We start from the raw sequence: 16,334 nt of genomic DNA, 5'->3' as shown, positions 1-16,334 counted from the left end.
GGGCTTGAGGCCACCGGCGGTTTTGGGAGGGTGTTCGTTTGCTTTACGCGCTCGCCTCTCGTCCGCCGGAAACCGGGAACCAAAAGTAGGCAAAGAAATAAGCGCGAAGAGCGGACATGGAGGCGAAATGTAGCACGGAAAGCAAAATCCCGGTCAAGCGACCGGGACGTGCGTTGTTTATCGGTAGCCCGATTCGTTCGGGTTGTGGATGATCCAGATCAGGTTGCCGCTGGAGTAGTCGCCCATGCCGCCACCCGCGAAGACCAGCCGCCCCTGCCCCTTGTAGGTCATCTCATAACGATGGCGGTCGCTGCCGAAATAGAACGGAATGAAGGCCTTGCCGGTGACGTAGGCGCCCTGGTCGGTCGGCTGGCCCGCGAGGTCGGTGACCTGCCTGGCGCTCATGCCGATCTGCAGGCGCGCGAACTTGCTGTTGCGCGCCGGGTTGCCGGTGATCTCGCCTTCGTAGCCGTTCAGGCCCTTGACGGTGCGGCCGCTGCCGGCCTCGACCTTGGAGGAATCGGTGACGTTGCCCTGGGCGTCCATGCCGGTCTTTGCGCCGCCGCGCGCCGGCGCCGTGGCAGCGGGCGCGGGCGCCGCGGCAGGCTGGCTGCCGCCCGAGCCGCCGCGCGATGCGCAACCGGCGCCCAGCAAGGCAACCGTGGTTGCCACGGCCCACAGCGCCGCGGACGAGTTGATCCTGTTCCTCATCGAATGCTCCTTGTTGTGAAAACGAGGAGCGAGCTTAGCAAGCGATCAGGCCGTTCCGCCTACGGTCAAACCATCGATGCGCAGGGTCGGCTGGCCGACGCCCACGGGCACGCTCTGGCCTTCCTTGCCGCAGGTGCCCACGCCGGAGTCGAGCGCCATGTCGTTGCCGATCATCGTCACGCGGGTGAGCGCGTCGGGGCCGTTGCCCACGATGGTCGCGCCCTTCACCGGGTACTGGATCTTGCCGTTCTCGACCCAGTAGGCCTCGCTGGCCGAGAACACGAACTTGCCGCTCGTGATGTCGACCTGCCCGCCGCCGAAGTTGGTGGCGTAGAGGCCCTTCTTGATGCTGGCGACGATTTCCTTCGGGTCCTTGTCGCCGCCGAGCATGTAGGTGTTGGTCATGCGCGGCATCGGCACGTGGGCGTAGCTTTCGCGGCGCCCGTTGCCGGTGGGCTTGACCTTCATGAGGCGCGCGTTGAGCGCATCCTGGATGTAGCCCTTGAGGATGCCGTCCTCGATCAGCACGTTGCGCTGGCTGGCGTTGCCCTCGTCGTCGACGTTCAGCGAGCCGCGGCGATCGGCAATGGTGCCGTCGTCGAGCACCGTCACGCCCTTGGCCGCCACGCGCTGGCCGATGCGGCCCGAGAACGCGCTCGAGCCCTTGCGGTTGAAGTCGCCCTCCAGCCCGTGGCCGATGGCTTCGTGCAGCAGGATGCCGGGCCAGCCGGAGCCGAGCACCACGGTTATTTCGCCGGCCGGGGCCGGGCGCGCGTCGAGGTTGGTCAGCGCGGCCTTCACGGCGTGGTCGACGTACTCGGCGATCTGCTCATCGGTGAAATAGGCCAGGCCGAAACGCCCGCCGCCGCCGCCGGAGCCGATTTCGCGGCGGCCGTTCTGCTCGGCGATCACGGTGACCGACAGGCGCACCAGTGGGCGCACGTCGGCGGCCAGCGTGCCGTCGGCGCGGGCCACGAGCACCACGTCGTATTCGCTTGCGAGGCCGGCCATGACCTGCGCCACGCGCGGATCGCGCGAGCGGGCCAGCTTCTCGACCTTTTCGAGCAGCTTCACCTTGGCGGTGCTGTCGAGCGTGGCGATGGGGTCGATGCCGTCGTAGAGCGAGCGGCTGGAGGCGATCTTGCGGGTCGCCGTCTTCACGCGGCCGGTGCGGCCGGCGGAGGAAATGGAGCGCACCGTGCGTGCCGCGTCGAGCAGCGAGGCTTCGGAAATATCGTCCGAGTAGGCGAAGGCGGTTTTCTCGCCGCTGACCGCGCGCACGCCGACGCCCTGGTCGATGCTGAAGCTGCCGGTCTTGACGATGCCCTCTTCGAGGCTCCAGCCTTCGCTGCGGGTGTACTGGAAGTACAGGTCGGCGTCGTCCACCCGGTGCGCGGTGATCTCGGCCAGGGCCTTGCTCAGGTGCGATTCGTCCAGGCCGAACGGCGTGAGAAGGAGCTGTTGCGCCGTGGCGAGGCGCTCGATGGTGGGTTCGCGAGAGATCATTTCAGGATTCTATGGCTCGCCCCCAGTCTTCGCTCAGTTCTGGGCGAGCCTCCGCGCCCGGGCGATGGACATCAGGATGCCCAGCCCCAGCCCCAGCGTCACCATGGCCGTGCCGCCGTAGCTGATGAACGGCAGCGGCACTCCCACCACCGGCAAAATTCCGCTCACCATGCCCATGTTCACGAAGGCATAGGTGAAGAAAATCATCGTCACCGCTCCCGCCAGCAGGCGCGAGAACAAGGTGGCCGCGTTGGTCGCGATGACCAGCCCGCGGAAGACCAGCAGGATGAAGGCCGAGATCAGCGCCAGGTTGCCCATCAGCCCGAACTCCTCCGAATACGCGGCGAAGATGAAGTCTGTGGTGCGCTCGGGAATGAATTCGAGGTGCGTCTGGGTGCCCTGCATGAAGCCCTTGCCGCCCACCCCGCCCGAACCGATGGCGATCATCCCCTGGATGATGTGGAAGCCCTTGCCCAGCGGGTCCTTGCTGGGGTCGAGCAGCGTGCACACGCGCTGCTTCTGGTAGTCGTGCAGCACGCGCCAGTCGACTCCGTCGGCACACAGCCGCGTCTCGAAACTCACGATCAATGTGACCGCGATCGCGCCGATCACCACCGGCGGCACGATCAACTTCCACGGCAGCCCGGCAAAGAAGATCACCGCCAGCCCGGCCGCCAGCACCAGCAGCGAGGTGCCGAGGTCGGGCTGTTTCATGATGAGGCCGACCGGCACCGCCAGCAGCACCGTCGCCACCACGAAATCGAGTGGCCGCAGCTGGCCTTCGCGCCGCTGGAACCACCAGGCAAGCATCAGCGGCATCGCGATCTTCAGGATTTCGCTGGGCTGGATCACGACGCCCACGTTGATCCAGCGCGTGGCGCCCTTCTTGGTGATGCCGAACAGCGCCACGGCCACCAGCAGGGCCACGCCCATTGCGTAGAGCGGCACCGCGGCCAGCATCAGCCGCTGCGGCGGCACCTGCGCCACCGCGAACATGATGAAGCCGGCCAGCAGCATGTTGCGGCCATGGTCTATGAAGCGCGAGCCGTGGTCGTAGCCGGAGGAATACATGGTCAGCAGCCCGGCGAACGCGAGCAGCAGCACGGCGAAGGCCAGAAAGCCGTCGAAGCCCTGGAAGATGGGCGCGATGCGACGCGCCAGGGAGGGCTGGTTGAACACGGCAGACATGGGGGCGGATTATCTCAGCCCCGCCGGCCCCCTCAATCGAATTCGAGCTGAACGACCGTGCGCCCGGGTCGGCTTTCCACCGCCAGCCGGGCCCCGATGGCCACCGAGCGCTCCGCCAGCGATCGCGGCAGGTGCTTCACCGCGTCGAAGCCCTTGCCGTTGTCGATCACCCGCAGCTGCACCGTCTTGCCCTGCATGCCGGCTTCGAACCGCAGCACGGTGGCCTGCGCATGCTGCAGCACGTTGGAGATCGCCTCGAACAGCAGGAACTGCAACTGCCGCATGCCCAGCGCGTCGAGCCCCTCCACCGGCTCCACCTCGTCCACCGCCCATTCGAACTCGATGCCCGCCGCCGCCAGCCGGGGTTCCAGCCGGTAGCGCGCCGCCGCCAGCAGCGCGCCCACGTCGCCCGGCGGAAGGTGGATCGAATCGATCGACAGCTTCAACTGGTCGAGCGAATCGCGCAGCGTGCGCAGCAGGTCGCCCGAGCTGCTCTGGCCCGACTGCAGCTGCCGGATCGCCGAGCTGATGTGCGAGCCCACGCCGTCGTGCATCTCGCGCAGGATGCGTTCGCGCTCGTGGGTGCGCGCCTGGTCGCGCGCCGCGGCTTCGAGCTCTGCGTAGGTGGCCGCGAGCTCGCGCTCGCGCTGGGCCACCCGCTCCGCGAGCGCCGCGACCGAGCCGCGCGCCTGCATGCTCGCCGCGCGAAAGCGCCGCAGCACGATCAGCAGCAGCGCCACGCCGAAGAACACCGACGAATAGCGCACCCAGGTGGTCTCGCCATAGGCGTCGCCGAGGCGAATCACCAGCCAGTCGCGCGTGCCGAAGGCCACCGTCACCAGGGCAGCGCCGGCCACCAGCAGCCTCTCGGCGTTCGGCTTGCGCAGGGTGGCAACCGCGAAGGCGCCGGCGAAGGCCAGGACGAAAACGATCTCGGCGGCGAGCCAGCCGGTGAGCCACATCGGCTCGTCGCGCCGCAGCGACAGCGCACTGAACAGCACCGTCCCGGCCACGATGCCCGCGATCGGCCAGCGCACCCACCGGCCGCGGCGCTCGCGCCCCCATCCCGCGAGGTGGTAGGCGAACATCATGGAAGAGGCTGCCCAGCCCGCATAGCAGGCGGCCATCAGCACGCCCCATGGCCCCCAGGACAGCGGCGGCTCCGCGATCACGCCGTCGGCCACCCGTAGCGCCCAGCAGAACTCGGCCAGCGCGGCCCAGAAGTAGATGCCATCGCGCCGCTGCGCGCCCCTGGGATCGGCGTCGACCTGCGTCAGCCACAGCGCCAGCGCGATGCCGCCCACGATCAAACTGAAGGCCATCAGCAGCACCGAGCCGGTGAAGCGCCATGCGTAGGCACTCTCGAAGAGTTCGGTGCGCACCGGCGCGGCCGGCCCGATGACCACCCGCGAAAGCCCCGCGCGCCGGGCGGTGTCGGCGCGCAGGCGGATCTGCAGGAGGTTGTCGCCCGTTCGCAGCAGGCGCCCGGGTACCGGCACGTAGATGGGCGCCTTGGCGTAGTCGGCGTCATTGCCGCGGCCCAGGTCGCCGTAGACCTGCAGCAGCGCATCGTTGAGTTGTACCTCGAAGACGTTGCCGACGCGCGGGATGAAGATGCCCCACGGCGCCTCGGGCACGGCTCCGAGTGTGAACGGCAGGTCGAAGCTCGCCAGGCCGGGACGCCCCTGGTGACGGCGGTCCCAGTGGTAGGGCAGCTCGACAGGCCCCGTGCGCGTGGTGCCGTCGACAGAGGTCGTCACGGTGCCCTGGCGCAGTTCGATCGGTGCCTCGGACGCGGCCGCACCGCAGACGCCGGCGGTGCCCGCGAAGAGCATCGCCAGCCAAAGCACCAGCAACAACACCCGTCCTGGTCGCATCTGCGTTCAGCCCGGATGAGACAACAGGCCGAGACGCGTCGCTTCGAAAACCGCCTCGCTCTTGGAATGCACGGCGAGCTTTCCGTAGAGATTCTTGATGTGGGTCTGCACCGTGTGCACGCTCAGGCCCTTGAGCCGCGCGATTTCCGCGTACGAGAAGCCGCGCGCGATGAGCGTCAGCACCTCGTGCTCGCGCGCCGACAGCAGGCCGCGGTCGGACTCCTCCGCGGCTGCTTCGGGCGCCGCCCCCGGCGCCGCGCCGGGAGGAGCTGCCGATTGCAGGCTGCGGTACTTCGCGAGCACGCGCCGCGCGATCATGGGCGAGATCGGCGAGGCGCCGGCCTTCATCTCCACGATGGTCTGCGCGATGTCCTCCGGTGCGGCGTCCTTGTGGATGTAGCCCACGGCCCCCGCTTCGATGCTGGCGAGCACGTTCTCCTCGTCGCCGAAGACCGACACCACCAGCGGCTCGCAGCCTGGGAAGCGCGCGACCGCGTCCCGGATCACGTCGAGGCCCGTGCCGTCGGGCATGCCGAGGTCGACCAGCAGCACGTCGGGAATGGTGGCAGTGCGGGCCAGCCAGCCCAGCGCCTCCTGCACCGTTCCGGCGCTGCCGAGCCAGAAAAGGCGCGGGCTGCGCTGCACGCTGGCCTCGAAGAAGGCACGCGCGCGGCTGTCGTCTTCGACGACGAGCACGCCCCAGCGGTGTAGCGTCGCGTCCTCCTGAGCCTCAATGTTCATGGGGCAGAGCATAAGCCTCGGCGCGCCCGACGAATTTGTACGCGCCTCCCCGGTTCATGGGAGGCACATGGCAAGGCTCCACGAAACCGCGCTTTTTCCGAGGGCAGGCCATTTGCGCCCACGGCCATCACATGAGTACTTTTGAATGCCACGTACGCAGGGTGCCCATGCGCCCCAGGCCTCAGTAAGCTATGCGTTCCCGAAGAACCCCGCGCAGCGGGCTTTTCGTATGTTGGAAGCGGCCTTGCGAGAACAGACCTCATGCAGAATTACCCGGTCCCGCCAAGCGAGGTGCAACAGCCGCACCTCCCGACTTTTCCTCGCATGGATGCGCACACCACTCACCTGCTCTATCTGCACGGCTTTCGTTCTTCGCCTCGTTCGGCCAAGGCCCGGATCGTCGCGGACCGCGTGGCACAGCGCCACCCGAACCTGCAGTGGTGGTGCCCGCAACTGCCGCCTTCGCCGCACGATGCCATCGACATGGTGATGAAAGGCATCGCACATTGGCCGCGCAAGTCGATGGCGGTGGTGGGCTCGTCGCTCGGCGGCTACTACGCGACCTACGTGGCCGGCATGACGCGCTGCCGCGCGGTGCTGCTCAATCCGGCCGTGCATCCCGCGCGCGACCTCACGCGCTACATCGGCGACCAGACCCTCTGGCACGACCCCGCCGAGCATTTCTACTTTCGTCCCGAATACATCCACGAACTGCGCGCGATGGAAGTCGGCCCGCTCACGCGACCCGAGCGCGTCTTCGCCATCATCGCCAAGGGCGACGAAGCGCTCGACTGGCACGAGATGTCCGCGCGCTACCCCGACAGCAACATCAAGCTGCTCGAAGGCAGCGACCACGCCCTGTCGGATTTCGAGAAAGCGCATCTCGACGACGTCATGGCGTTCATCAACCCAATCTAGGCTCACCCCAGGCTTCGCGGTCTCCCTGGAAGGGAATCGGCGCCCGATTCAGCATGGGACAATCGGGCCATGTTTGTATTGTTTGAAGAAGCCGGCAAGTACCTCGGCGGCCGCGTGCTGTCGGAGGCCGAAGCGTCGGCGCAGGTCGAGCTCGACACCGGCAAGCGCGTCAAGGTCAAGGGCGCCAACATCGTGCTGCGTTTCGAGAAACCGTCGCCCGCCGATCTGATCGCCGAGGCGCGCACGCTCGCTGCCGCCATGGACCTCGACCTCGCCTGGGAATTCGCGGCCGAGGGGGAATTCGGCTTTGCCGATCTCGCTGCCGACTATTTCAGCGACAAGCCCTCGCTGGCGCAGCAGGCCGCCGCGCTGTTCGCGCTGTTCGAGGCGCCGCACTATTTCCGCCGCGCGGGCAAGGGGCGCTTCAAGAAGGCGCCGGCCGAAATCGTGCAGCAGGCGCTGGCCGCCATCGAGAAGAAGAAAGCCGTCCAGGCGCAGATCACCGAATGGGCCGGGCAGCTGGCCGAGGGCGTGTGCCCCGCGCCGGTGCGCGAGCAACTCTACAAGATCCTGTTCCGCCCCGACAAGAACGCCCCCGAATACAAGGCCGTGGTCGACGCCGCGCGTGCCACGCAGCGCGCGCCGCTCGATCTGCTGGAGCGCGCCGGGGCCATCGACTCGCCCTACCAGTTCCACTGGCGCCGCTTCCTGTTCGAGAACTTCCCCAAGGGCACCGGTTTTCCCGCGCTCGCGGCACCGGCCATCGTGGACGACCTGCCGGTGGCGTCCGGCTTGCAGGCCTTCTCGATCGACGATTCGCAGACCACCGAGATCGACGACGCGCTCTCGGTGCAGGGCCTGGGCACGGGCACCGTCACGGTCGGTATCCACATCGCGGCTCCGGCCCTGGCGCTGGCGCCGGGCAGCGCCATCGACAATGTGGCGCGTGCGCGCATGTCGACGGTCTACATGCCGGGCTACAAGATCACGATGCTGCCCGACGACGTGGTCAATACCTACACGCTGCTCGAAGGCGGTGACCGGCCTGCCGTGTCGCTCTATGCGCGCTTCGACGAAGCCACGCTGGAACTGCAAGCCACCGAAACGAAACTGGAGCGCGTGCCGATCGTCGCCAACCTGCGCCACGACCAGCTCGACAGCGTCGTCACGCAGCCTTGGCTCGAAGACGCCGCGTTCCAGAGCGACGGCACGCCCGAAGCCGCCGCGAACCTGCGCGCCCCGCTCTCCTTCCTGTTCCGCCTCGCCAAGCAGTTGAAGGCGCAGCGCGAAGTGGTGCGCGGCAAGCCCGAGAACTTCAACCGGCCCGACTACAACTTCCGCCTCGTCGGTAACGAAGGCGGCGAGCCCACCGGCAGCGAGCAGGTGCAGATCAGCACGCGCCAGCGCGGCGCACCGCTCGACCTGATCGTGTCCGAGGCCATGATCCTGGCCAACAGCAGCTGGGGCGGCTGGCTCGGCGAGCTCGGCGTGCCCGGCCTCTACCGCAGCCAGGCGAGCCTTGCGCCCGGCATCAAGGTGCGCATGGGCACGCGCGCGCTGCCGCATGCGGGCCTGGGCGTGAAGAGCTACGCGTGGAGCACCTCGCCGCTGCGCCGCTATACCGACCTCGTGAACCAGTGGCAGATCATTGCCGCCGCGCGCCATGGCAAGACCGCGGCGCTGGCCGCACCCTTCAAACCGAAGGACGCCGACCTGTTCTCGATCCTTTCCGGATTCGACGCGGCCTATGCCACGTACAACGCCTACCAGGGCGGCATGGAACGCTTCTGGACGCTGAAGTACCTGCAGCAGCAGGGCATCACCGAGCTCGAAGCCACCGTCATCAAGGACCTGCCGAACGGCGCGCTGGTGCGTGCCGACACGCTGCCGCTGGTGTTCCCGGTGGCCGGCCAGCAGGAACGCGGCGCGCGGCTGCGCGTGAAGCTCGGCGAGATCGACGAGATCGCGCTCGACGTGACCGGCACCGTGCTCGAACGCCTCGACGCGCCGAAGGCCGATGCGGCCGCCGACGAGGAGAACGGCGAGGAAGAAGAAGTGGTCGCAGGCCCGATCGCCATTGCCGTCGACCTGAGCGACAGCGAAGCCGCACCCGAAAACACGCCAGCATGAACTTCGGCAGGTCGTCCGGAGAAATGCGCCCCCTGGAGGAATTTCGAGAATGAACTTCAAGGACCTCAGCACGCTGCAGATTGCACTGGGCGTGTCGGTCATTGCGCATGCCGTGCTGCTTGCAGTGCGCTTCGTCGATCCCGAATCGTTCAACAAGGTCTTCAGCGACACGCCGCTCGAAGTGATCCTGGTCAACAGCAAGACCAACGACAAGCCCGACCCGAGTGCCCGGCTGCGTGCGCAGACCTCGCTTGCGGGCGGCGGCGACCTCGACAAGGGCCGCGCGACCAGCCCGTTGCCGCCGTCGAGCTTCACCACCGTCGGCGATTCGTTCGAGGACGCGCAGCGCAAGGTCGATGCGATGCAGACCGAGCAGTTGCAGATGCTCACCCAGCTCAAGCGCGACCTCGCCGCCATGCCCGCGCCCGACCCGCGCAACCCCGGCGACCCGACCGAGGCCACGGCGCAGGAAGAAAAGCGCCGGCAGATGATCAACCTGCTGGCCGAGATCGAGCGCCGCGTGAACGAGGAAAACGCACGCCCGAAGAAGCGCTTCCTGAGCCCCTTCACGCGGGAGGCGGCCTTCGCGAGCTACGTGGACTCGCTGCGCCGCCGGGTGGAAGCGCAGGGCACAGCCAACTTTCCGACGCTTGCCGGCAAGAAGCTCTATGGCGAGCTCACGATGACCATCACGGTCAACTTCGACGGCCGGCTGCTCTCGACGGTGGTCGATGAAAGCTCGGGCGTTCCCGTGCTGGACCGGCGCGCCCAGGCCATCGTCGCCAGCGTCGGCAACTTCGGCAGGTTCACCGACGCGATGCGCAAGGAGCATGCGGACCAGATCGTGATCCGGCCGCACTTCCGGTTCGCGCACGACGGGTCGGTCGAGCTCTCCTCGCAGTAGACAAACATCCTGGAAGGCAGACGCCATGGACCTGTACTGCGTCATGGGCAACCCGGTCGAGCACAGCCGCTCGCCGCGCATCCACGCGCGTTTTGCCGAACTATGCGGCCAGCAGCTGGACTATGGCCGGCGGCTGATTCCGCTCGGCGCCTTCGCCGAGGGCATCGCGGCCTTTCGCAGCGAAGCCGCCGAACGCGGCGACACCGCGTGCGGCTGCAACATCACGGTGCCATTCAAGTTCGAAGCCGCCGCGCTGGCGCAGCACACCAGCGAACGCGCCCTGCTCGCGCAGGCGGTCAACACGCTGCGCTTCGACGCCGACGGCAGCATCCATGCGGATAACACCGATGGCATCGGCCTGGTCAACGACATCGTGCACAACGCGGGCGTGCCGCTCAAAGGCAAGGCGCTGCTGCTGATCGGCGCGGGCGGTGCGGCGGCCGGCGTGCTCGGCCCGCTGCTCGACGCAGGCGTCTCGCGCGTCGTGGTCGCGAACCGCACCGTCGGCAAGGCGGTCGAGCTGGTGCGCCGCCATGCGGCCATCGCACTGCGCCATGGCGCCTCGCTCGAGGCCTGGGCGCTCGACGAAGTGCCGGGCGCCTTCGACGTGGTGGTCAACGCCACCGCCTCCAGCCTCGCGGGCGATGCGGTGCCGGTGAAGGCCAGCGTGCTGCGCGCTGGCGGGCTTGCGGTCGACATGATGTACGGCCCCGCGGCCGCGGGCTTCATGGCCTGGGCCATGGCGCACGGTGCGGCCGCGCGCGACGGGCTTGGCATGCTGGTCGAGCAGGCGGCCGAGTCGTTCGAGATCTGGCGCGGCGTGCGCCCGCCTTCCGCACAGGTGCTGACCGAAGTGCGCGCATCGCTCGCCGCTGCAAAAAAATGAAAGCCCTGCTGCGCCTGATCGCCTGCCTCGTGGTGGCGGGCGTGGCACTCGAGCTGTTCTTCGTGGCGCGCATCGCGGCGATGGCGGTGGTCGATCCGCAAAGCACCGCGTTCCAGCGCTCCGCGGCTTTTCAGATCGCCATTCAGCAGGGCAGCGGCGGCGGCTGGCGGCAGCAGTGGGTGCCCTATTCGCGAATCAACGACACGCTCAAGCGCGCCGTCATCGCGAGCGAGGACGCCGGCTTCGTCGACCACAACGGGGTGGAGTGGGAAGCCATCGAGCGCGCGCGCCAGCGCAACGCCAAGGCCGAGGAAATCGCCGCCAAACGCGCGGCGCGCGCGTTGGCACGCGGCAAGCCGGTGCGGCCCGTGCAGCTGCGCGGCGGCTCGACCATCACGCAGCAGCTCGCGAAGAACCTGCTGCTGTCCAGCGAACGCACCTTGCTGCGCAAGGGCCAGGAGCTGGTGCTCGCCACGCTGCTCGAAGTGCTGCTGGACAAACGGCGCATCCTCGAGATCTATCTCAACAACGTCGAGTGGGGCGAAGGCGTGTTCGGCGCCGAGGCGGCGTCGCAGTACTACTTCCGCAAGCCGGCGTCGCGCCTGAGCACCAGCGAGGCCGCGCGCCTCGCGGTGATGCTGCCGAGCCCCAGGTTCTTCGAGCGCCGGCTCGGTTCGCCCTACCTGAGCGGACGGGCATCGACGGTCATGGCACGGATGCCTGCGGCCGAACTGCCCTGAGCGTGCTGCGCAGGTTTTCGATGGCCAGCACCGCGCCGAAACCGATCACATAGGCCAGCACGTCCCACCAGTCGGCCGTGCTGCCGAGCACGATGCGCAGCGCGCGGTTTGGAATGTGCAGATGCCACGTCGCCGCGAGGTACTGCCCGAGTTCGACGGCAAGCCCCACGCCCAGCGCGGCCAATGCCAGCGGCAATACGCGCGCGGCGATCGCGGTCCTGAAGACGAAGTACACCCACACCACGGCCAGCACGTCGCCAAAGAAGCTGCGCAGCCAGCCCCAGCGCGCGCCGACGGTGGCCAGCAGCACGAGAACGAAGAACAGGGCCACCGCCCACACCAGGGAAAGAGGATCGAAACGCCATCGCATGGCCCGTATCATCGCGCCCATATGCTGGCAAAGCTCACGGGTTGGTTGTTGTTGGGAATCGTCCGGTTGCTCACAGGCGCCCAGGCGCGCTGGTATGGCTGTCCGCCGAAGGCCGAGCAGCGCATCTATTTCGCCAACCACCAGAGCCATGCCGACCTCGTGATGATCTGGGCGGCGCTGCCCGAGGAGTTGCGCAGCATCACGCGGCCGATCGCGGCGCGCGACTACTGGGCCAACACGCCGATCAAGCGCTGGATCACGACGGAGGTGTTCAACGCGGTGTACGTGGAGCGGCAGACGACGGCGGCTGCGACAGCATCCCCTGCGCCTGTGGCGGTCGAGGCCCCGCCGCCGACGCCCGTCGCGCGAGCTGCTGCTCTCTCACCGGCCGAGCGCATCGAGCCGTCGATGGAGCCCCTGCTGCCATTGACGACACCGGAACCGCCCGCCGAGACCGTGCCCGAAGCCCAAGGCCGGCTCGACCTTCCCGAGCCCCCGGCACCACCGCCTGCGCCCCCGCCCGAGCCGCCACCGCCTGCAGAACCCGAAGCCCCGGCCGTCGCGGCGGCGCCTGCCCCCGACCCGCTCGCGCCCCTCGTCGAGGCCCTGCGCAGCGGCGACTCGATCATCATCTTTCCCGAGGGCACGCGCGGCCACACGGGCGAGCCGCAGAAGTTCAAGTCGGGCCTCTACACGCTCGCCACGATGTTCCCCGAGGTGGTGCTGGTGCCCGCCTGGATCGACAACGTGCAGCGCGTGATGCCCAAGGGCGAGATCGTGCCGGTGCCCATCCTCTGCTCGGTCACTTTCGGCGCGCCTCTTCGTGTCGAAGAAGGCGAAGAGCGGCGGCCTTTCCTTGATCGCGCACGTGCTGCAGTGATCGCATTGCGCGACGTCTGAAATGAAGCCTTGCTTTTCGATTCGGGGCGGTTCGGGGTGTGATCACGCCGACGGGGTACCTTGCTCCGCGAATGTCCCCCGGCCTGCGGCCTCCTCCTTTATTTCGCTGCGCAAGGCACCCCATCGCGGCAGCGTCCATTGTGCGAAGGGCACCGGGTGCTCCCCGCAGCGAAATAAAGGAGGAGCGAAGCGGGGGACATTCGCGGAGGGGAGTACCCGGTGGCCTTCGCACGCACCCCGAACAAAACCCGCAACACAAAGCGCAACGGAAAACTGACAGATGAACCAGTTCCTGCGCAACCTCACCCCGACCCAACAGGTCGCGGCGCTTTTCCTCATCGTCTTCGGCCTGCTCGTGATCGTGAGCACCGTGGCCTTCTTCCTGAGCTTCAGGGAAAAGCGCAACCCAGTGCGCGACGCCGCCTGGCAGGCCGAACTCGCTCACTTCCGCGCGCTGCTGGGCACCACGTGGTTCATGGTGATCATCTTCTGGATCGGGTGGGCGCTCGGCGAAACCGTGGCCACCGTGCTGTTCGCGCTGATCTCGTTCTTCGCGCTGCGTGAGTTCATCACGCTCTCGCCCACGCGGCGCGGCGACCACCGCAGCCTGATCCTGGCCTTCTTCGTGGTGCTGCCGATCCAGTTCTGGCTGGTGGCCACGGCGCGCTTCGATCTGTTCACCGTGTTCATCCCGGTGTACGTGTTCCTCGCGATCCCGGTGGCGAGCGCGCTGGCGAACGACCCGAACCACTTCCTCGAGCGCAACGCCAAGCTGCAGTGGGGCATCATGGTCTGCGTCTACGGCATGAGCCATGTGCCGGCGTTGCTGCTGCTGAGCTTCCCGGGTTATGAAGGCAAGAGCGCGTTCCTCGTGTTCTTCCTGGTGTTCGTGGTGCAGACCTCGGTGCTGGTGCAGCACCTGATCTCGCGCCGCATGCAACGTACGCCCTTCGCGCCCAACGTGAGCCGCAGCTTCAACTGGACCAGTTGGGGCATCGGCATCGCCGTGGCCAGCCTGGTGGGCGCGCTGTTCTCGTTCATCACGCCGTTCAAGTTCGGGCAGGCGCTCGCGGTGTCGGTCATTGCCTGCATTGCGGGGTCGATGGGGCACCTGGTGATGAAGGCACTCAAGCGCGACCGGGGCATTCCGAACTGGGGCCAGAAGGGCGTGGGCGTGACCGGTGCGAATGGCCTGCTGGATCGCGTGGATGCCCTGTGCTTCGCAGCCCCGATCTTCTTCCACTCCATCCGCTGGTACTTCAACGTCTGAAGCCCCGCAGGGCCTTCAGGCCTTGCGTCGCACCACGCGATCGAAGGCCTCCTTGGCCTTTCGGCCGAAGGCCTTGGCCTTCAACGCCTGCAGCTCGCGCATGAGGCGCGCGCGCTGCTCGGCCGACAACGCCGTGCCGAAGCGCCCCAGCGCTGCTTCGAGCGCCGCGCGCTGCGCGTCGACGCGCCCCTGCCGGCCTTCGGCCTCGGCCAGCCACTCGCACGCATTGGCAACGCGCTCGCGCAGCGCGGCATCGCCCGAATCGCCGAAGCGCGCAATCAGCGCGCGGTAAGCCTTGGCCTGTCCCACGGGGTCGCCGAGCTTGTCGAGCGCCTTGGCCTTGTTGATCATCGACTTGGCGGCCCACAGCTGCAGCGTGCCTTCCCTCGCGCCGATGGCGCGAGCGATGGCCTCGTCATAGCAGTCCACGGCCGCCTTGAGCTGGCCGGCCTGGCGCAGCGTGGCGCCCTTGCGGAACAGCGCACCGACCACGCGACCGCGCAGGTCCGGCAGCTCGGAGTTGCCCCAGCGCGCGACGATCTGATCGTGCACGCGCATCTCGTCGTCATGCAGGCCGAGGCGGTCGAGCGCGGTGCTCTTGTACTGCAGGCACAGCGCGACGGTCTCCTGCATTTCCGTGGACGGGTCGGCGCCGTAGCGCGCGTCCATCGCATCGGCGGCTGCGACCACTTCGGCGAAGCGCTCCAGCGCGACCAGGCAAAAAGCCTTGTGGACCAGCGCCCGCGCGCACTGCCGGCGCAGTTCAGGATGCGGTGATGCGGCATGCGCGGCCAGCACCTCGTCGAACAGCACGATGGCTTCGTTCGACTCGCCGGCATCGCCGTGCTTGCGGCCCTGCCTGACCTTGTCGCGCACTTCGTCGCGCAGTTCGGACGGCAGTTCCGGCAGATTGCCGGCGGCATCGGCCTTGCGCAGCCGCTTCAGGCAGGCCTGGCGGCCGGCGGTGGCCTTGGCCAGCGTGTCCTGCAGCTCGGGCGCGGGCGTGTCTTTCAGCTGCTTTGCGAGCTGCTCGTACACGGCGAGCGCCTCTTCGGTCCGGCCGAGCCGTTCGAGCAGCACGAAGCCCTTGTTGAGCAGCGCACCCGCCACGGTGCGCTGCACCCCGGCGTCGGTGTCCGCGCCGAAGGTGGCGAGCAGCCGCTCGCAGGCCGCCAGCGCGGCCTCCCCGTCGTCCTGCTCGCGCAGGCCCACCGACCAGTCGTAGGCACGGCGCACGGCCATGCGGCGTACCTGCGGCGAGGCATCGCGGCCGTAGCGCTCGAGCAGCCAGCCGACCAGCTCGGCGCGGTTCGCATGCTCGTCGATGCCGAACCCGTCGAAGAACAGCGTCAGTGCCCGCACGCCCTCGATGCGCAGCTCGGCCGCTGCGTCGGCGAGGCCGGCCTCGATCTGGTCGGCAACCGCCAGGCACATCACCTGGGCCTGCGCGTGCTGCGCCAGCTCGCGCAGGTTCAGCACCGAGGCCAGGCGCGCGCGCGCCACGCGCAGCACCACGCCCGGATCGGTGCTGCCGTCGAAGCGCTCGATGGCCGCATCGAGCGTGGCCAGTGCGTCCTGCGGCAGGCCGCGATGGTGCTCGATCTCGGCCTTGAGCAGCCGGGCCTCCACGCGCCAAACGTCGAGCGCGGCATCGGGCTGGTTGTCGAGGAGTTCGCTCATCGCGTCGCAGGCCTCGCAGCGGGCCGCGGGCTCGTCGATCCACCAGGTGCGCTGGTACAGCGCGTGGGCGATGTGCTCGCGGATCTCGGGCTCGCAGCGCTGGCCGTGCGCGTCGATCAGGCGGTCGAGGGTGGCGAGCGCATCGGCCGGGCGGTGCATCTGACGCAGCATGTGCGCCAGCAGGCGCAGCGCCTGGCAGCAGGGCACGACCACACCGGCGTCGGGCGTGGCCGCGAATTCGTCGAGCAGCCGGATGCAGCCGGCCAGCGCCTCGTTGCGGCGGCCCAGGTCGTCGAGCAGTTCGACGCGCCGGAAGCTCGCGGCTGCGCGTTCAGCGGGGTGCAGCAGGCGTTCGAGCAAGGCTTGCGCCTCGTCCAGTTGCCGCTGCGCGGAGGACTCGACTACATTCACATTCGCTTCCTTGTGTGGCGCGCCCTGCGGGAAGCGGGGCAGACTGTACGAATCGGCATGGATTCTGCCCGCGATCGCGCGGCCTTCCAGCGCTGACTCGGT

At 68.2% G+C, this 16,334-nt stretch carries 14 protein-coding genes; 7 read left to right on the top strand and 7 right to left on the bottom strand.

The window, feature by feature from the left end; genetic code table 11:
• Window positions 1-177: 177 nt before the first annotated feature.
• From ASC92_RS00220 to ASC92_RS00200, 5 genes are read right to left on the bottom strand one after another with little or no spacing between them, the layout of a single operon-like run.
• The gene (locus ASC92_RS00220; RefSeq protein WP_056508945.1) at window positions 178-711 is read right to left on the bottom strand and encodes a hypothetical protein; all 534 of its coding nucleotides are present in this window, start codon (window positions 709-711) and stop codon (window positions 178-180) included.
• Window positions 712-756: 45 nt separating this feature from the next.
• On the bottom strand, window positions 757-2,217 hold the full coding sequence (tldD, locus tag ASC92_RS00215) for a metalloprotease TldD (protein ID WP_056508944.1): 1,461 nt from the start codon (window positions 2,215-2,217) through the stop codon (window positions 757-759).
• A 33-nt stretch (window positions 2,218-2,250) separates the two neighbouring features.
• On the bottom strand, window positions 2,251-3,405 hold the full coding sequence (rodA, locus tag ASC92_RS00210) for a rod shape-determining protein RodA (RefSeq protein WP_056508943.1): 1,155 nt from the start codon (window positions 3,403-3,405) through the stop codon (window positions 2,251-2,253).
• Window positions 3,406-3,437: 32 nt separating this feature from the next.
• Complete coding sequence (locus tag ASC92_RS00205) at window positions 3,438-5,267, bottom strand: histidine kinase (protein WP_235505683.1); 1,830 nt, start codon at window positions 5,265-5,267, stop codon at window positions 3,438-3,440.
• A 21-nt stretch (window positions 5,268-5,288) separates the two neighbouring features.
• Window positions 5,289-6,035, bottom strand: a complete 747-nt coding sequence (locus ASC92_RS00200; RefSeq protein ID WP_056508939.1) for a response regulator transcription factor — start codon at window positions 6,033-6,035, stop codon at window positions 5,289-5,291.
• A gap of 312 nt (window positions 6,036-6,347) precedes the next feature.
• Between ASC92_RS00200 and ASC92_RS00195 the strand changes: the two genes are divergently transcribed.
• The 5 genes from ASC92_RS00195 (at window position 6,348) to mtgA (ending at window position 11,601) form a co-directional block, all read left to right on the top strand.
• Window positions 6,348-6,941, top strand: a complete 594-nt coding sequence (locus ASC92_RS00195; RefSeq protein WP_056508936.1) for a YqiA/YcfP family alpha/beta fold hydrolase — start codon at window positions 6,348-6,350, stop codon at window positions 6,939-6,941.
• Window positions 6,942-7,010: 69 nt separating this feature from the next.
• A complete protein-coding gene (locus ASC92_RS00190) occupies window positions 7,011-9,071 on the top strand; it encodes a ribonuclease catalytic domain-containing protein (protein WP_056508931.1) in 2,061 nt (686 codons plus the stop codon).
• 49 nt (window positions 9,072-9,120) lie between these two features.
• Entirely contained in the window at window positions 9,121-9,975 is an 855-nt protein-coding gene (locus tag ASC92_RS00185) for a hypothetical protein (RefSeq protein ID WP_056508928.1), read from the top strand.
• 25 nt (window positions 9,976-10,000) lie between these two features.
• Entirely contained in the window at window positions 10,001-10,861 is an 861-nt protein-coding gene (gene aroE / locus ASC92_RS00180; protein WP_056508926.1) for a shikimate dehydrogenase, read from the top strand.
• Window positions 10,858-11,601 carry a monofunctional biosynthetic peptidoglycan transglycosylase gene (gene mtgA / locus ASC92_RS00175; protein WP_056508923.1) on the top strand — a complete coding sequence of 248 codons (744 nt, stop codon included), beginning with the start codon at window positions 10,858-10,860 and terminating at the stop codon, window positions 11,599-11,601. Before aroE ends, mtgA begins: the two co-directional genes overlap by 4 nt.
• On the opposite strand, the gene ASC92_RS00170 is transcribed toward mtgA, so the two are convergent.
• Window positions 11,567-11,983, bottom strand: a complete 417-nt coding sequence (locus ASC92_RS00170; protein WP_056511678.1) for a DUF2809 domain-containing protein — start codon at window positions 11,981-11,983, stop codon at window positions 11,567-11,569. The two genes, mtgA and ASC92_RS00170, sit on opposite strands and share 35 nt — an antisense overlap.
• 9 nt (window positions 11,984-11,992) lie before the next feature.
• Between ASC92_RS00170 and ASC92_RS00165 the strand changes: the two genes are divergently transcribed.
• Together ASC92_RS00165 and ASC92_RS00160 are read left to right on the top strand one after the other, a co-directional pair.
• Window positions 11,993-12,871: a lysophospholipid acyltransferase family protein gene (locus tag ASC92_RS00165; RefSeq protein WP_056508920.1), complete on the top strand. Its 879-nt coding sequence runs from the start codon at window positions 11,993-11,995 to the stop codon at window positions 12,869-12,871.
• Between the two features lie 280 nt (window positions 12,872-13,151).
• On the top strand, window positions 13,152-14,141 hold the full coding sequence (locus ASC92_RS00160; protein WP_056508916.1) for a phosphatidate cytidylyltransferase: 990 nt from the start codon (window positions 13,152-13,154) through the stop codon (window positions 14,139-14,141).
• A gap of 15 nt (window positions 14,142-14,156) precedes the next feature.
• Here ASC92_RS00160 and ASC92_RS00155 read toward each other — a convergent pair whose 3' ends face one another.
• Entirely contained in the window at window positions 14,157-16,232 is a 2,076-nt protein-coding gene (locus tag ASC92_RS00155) for a tetratricopeptide repeat protein (protein ID WP_056508913.1), read from the bottom strand.
• Window positions 16,233-16,334: the final 102 nt, after the last annotated feature.

Source organism: Variovorax sp. Root411, from assembly GCF_001425205.1.
Classification (GTDB): Bacteria; Pseudomonadota; Gammaproteobacteria; order Burkholderiales; family Burkholderiaceae_C; genus Variovorax.
This window is presented reverse-complemented; position numbering and strand designations above follow the sequence as displayed.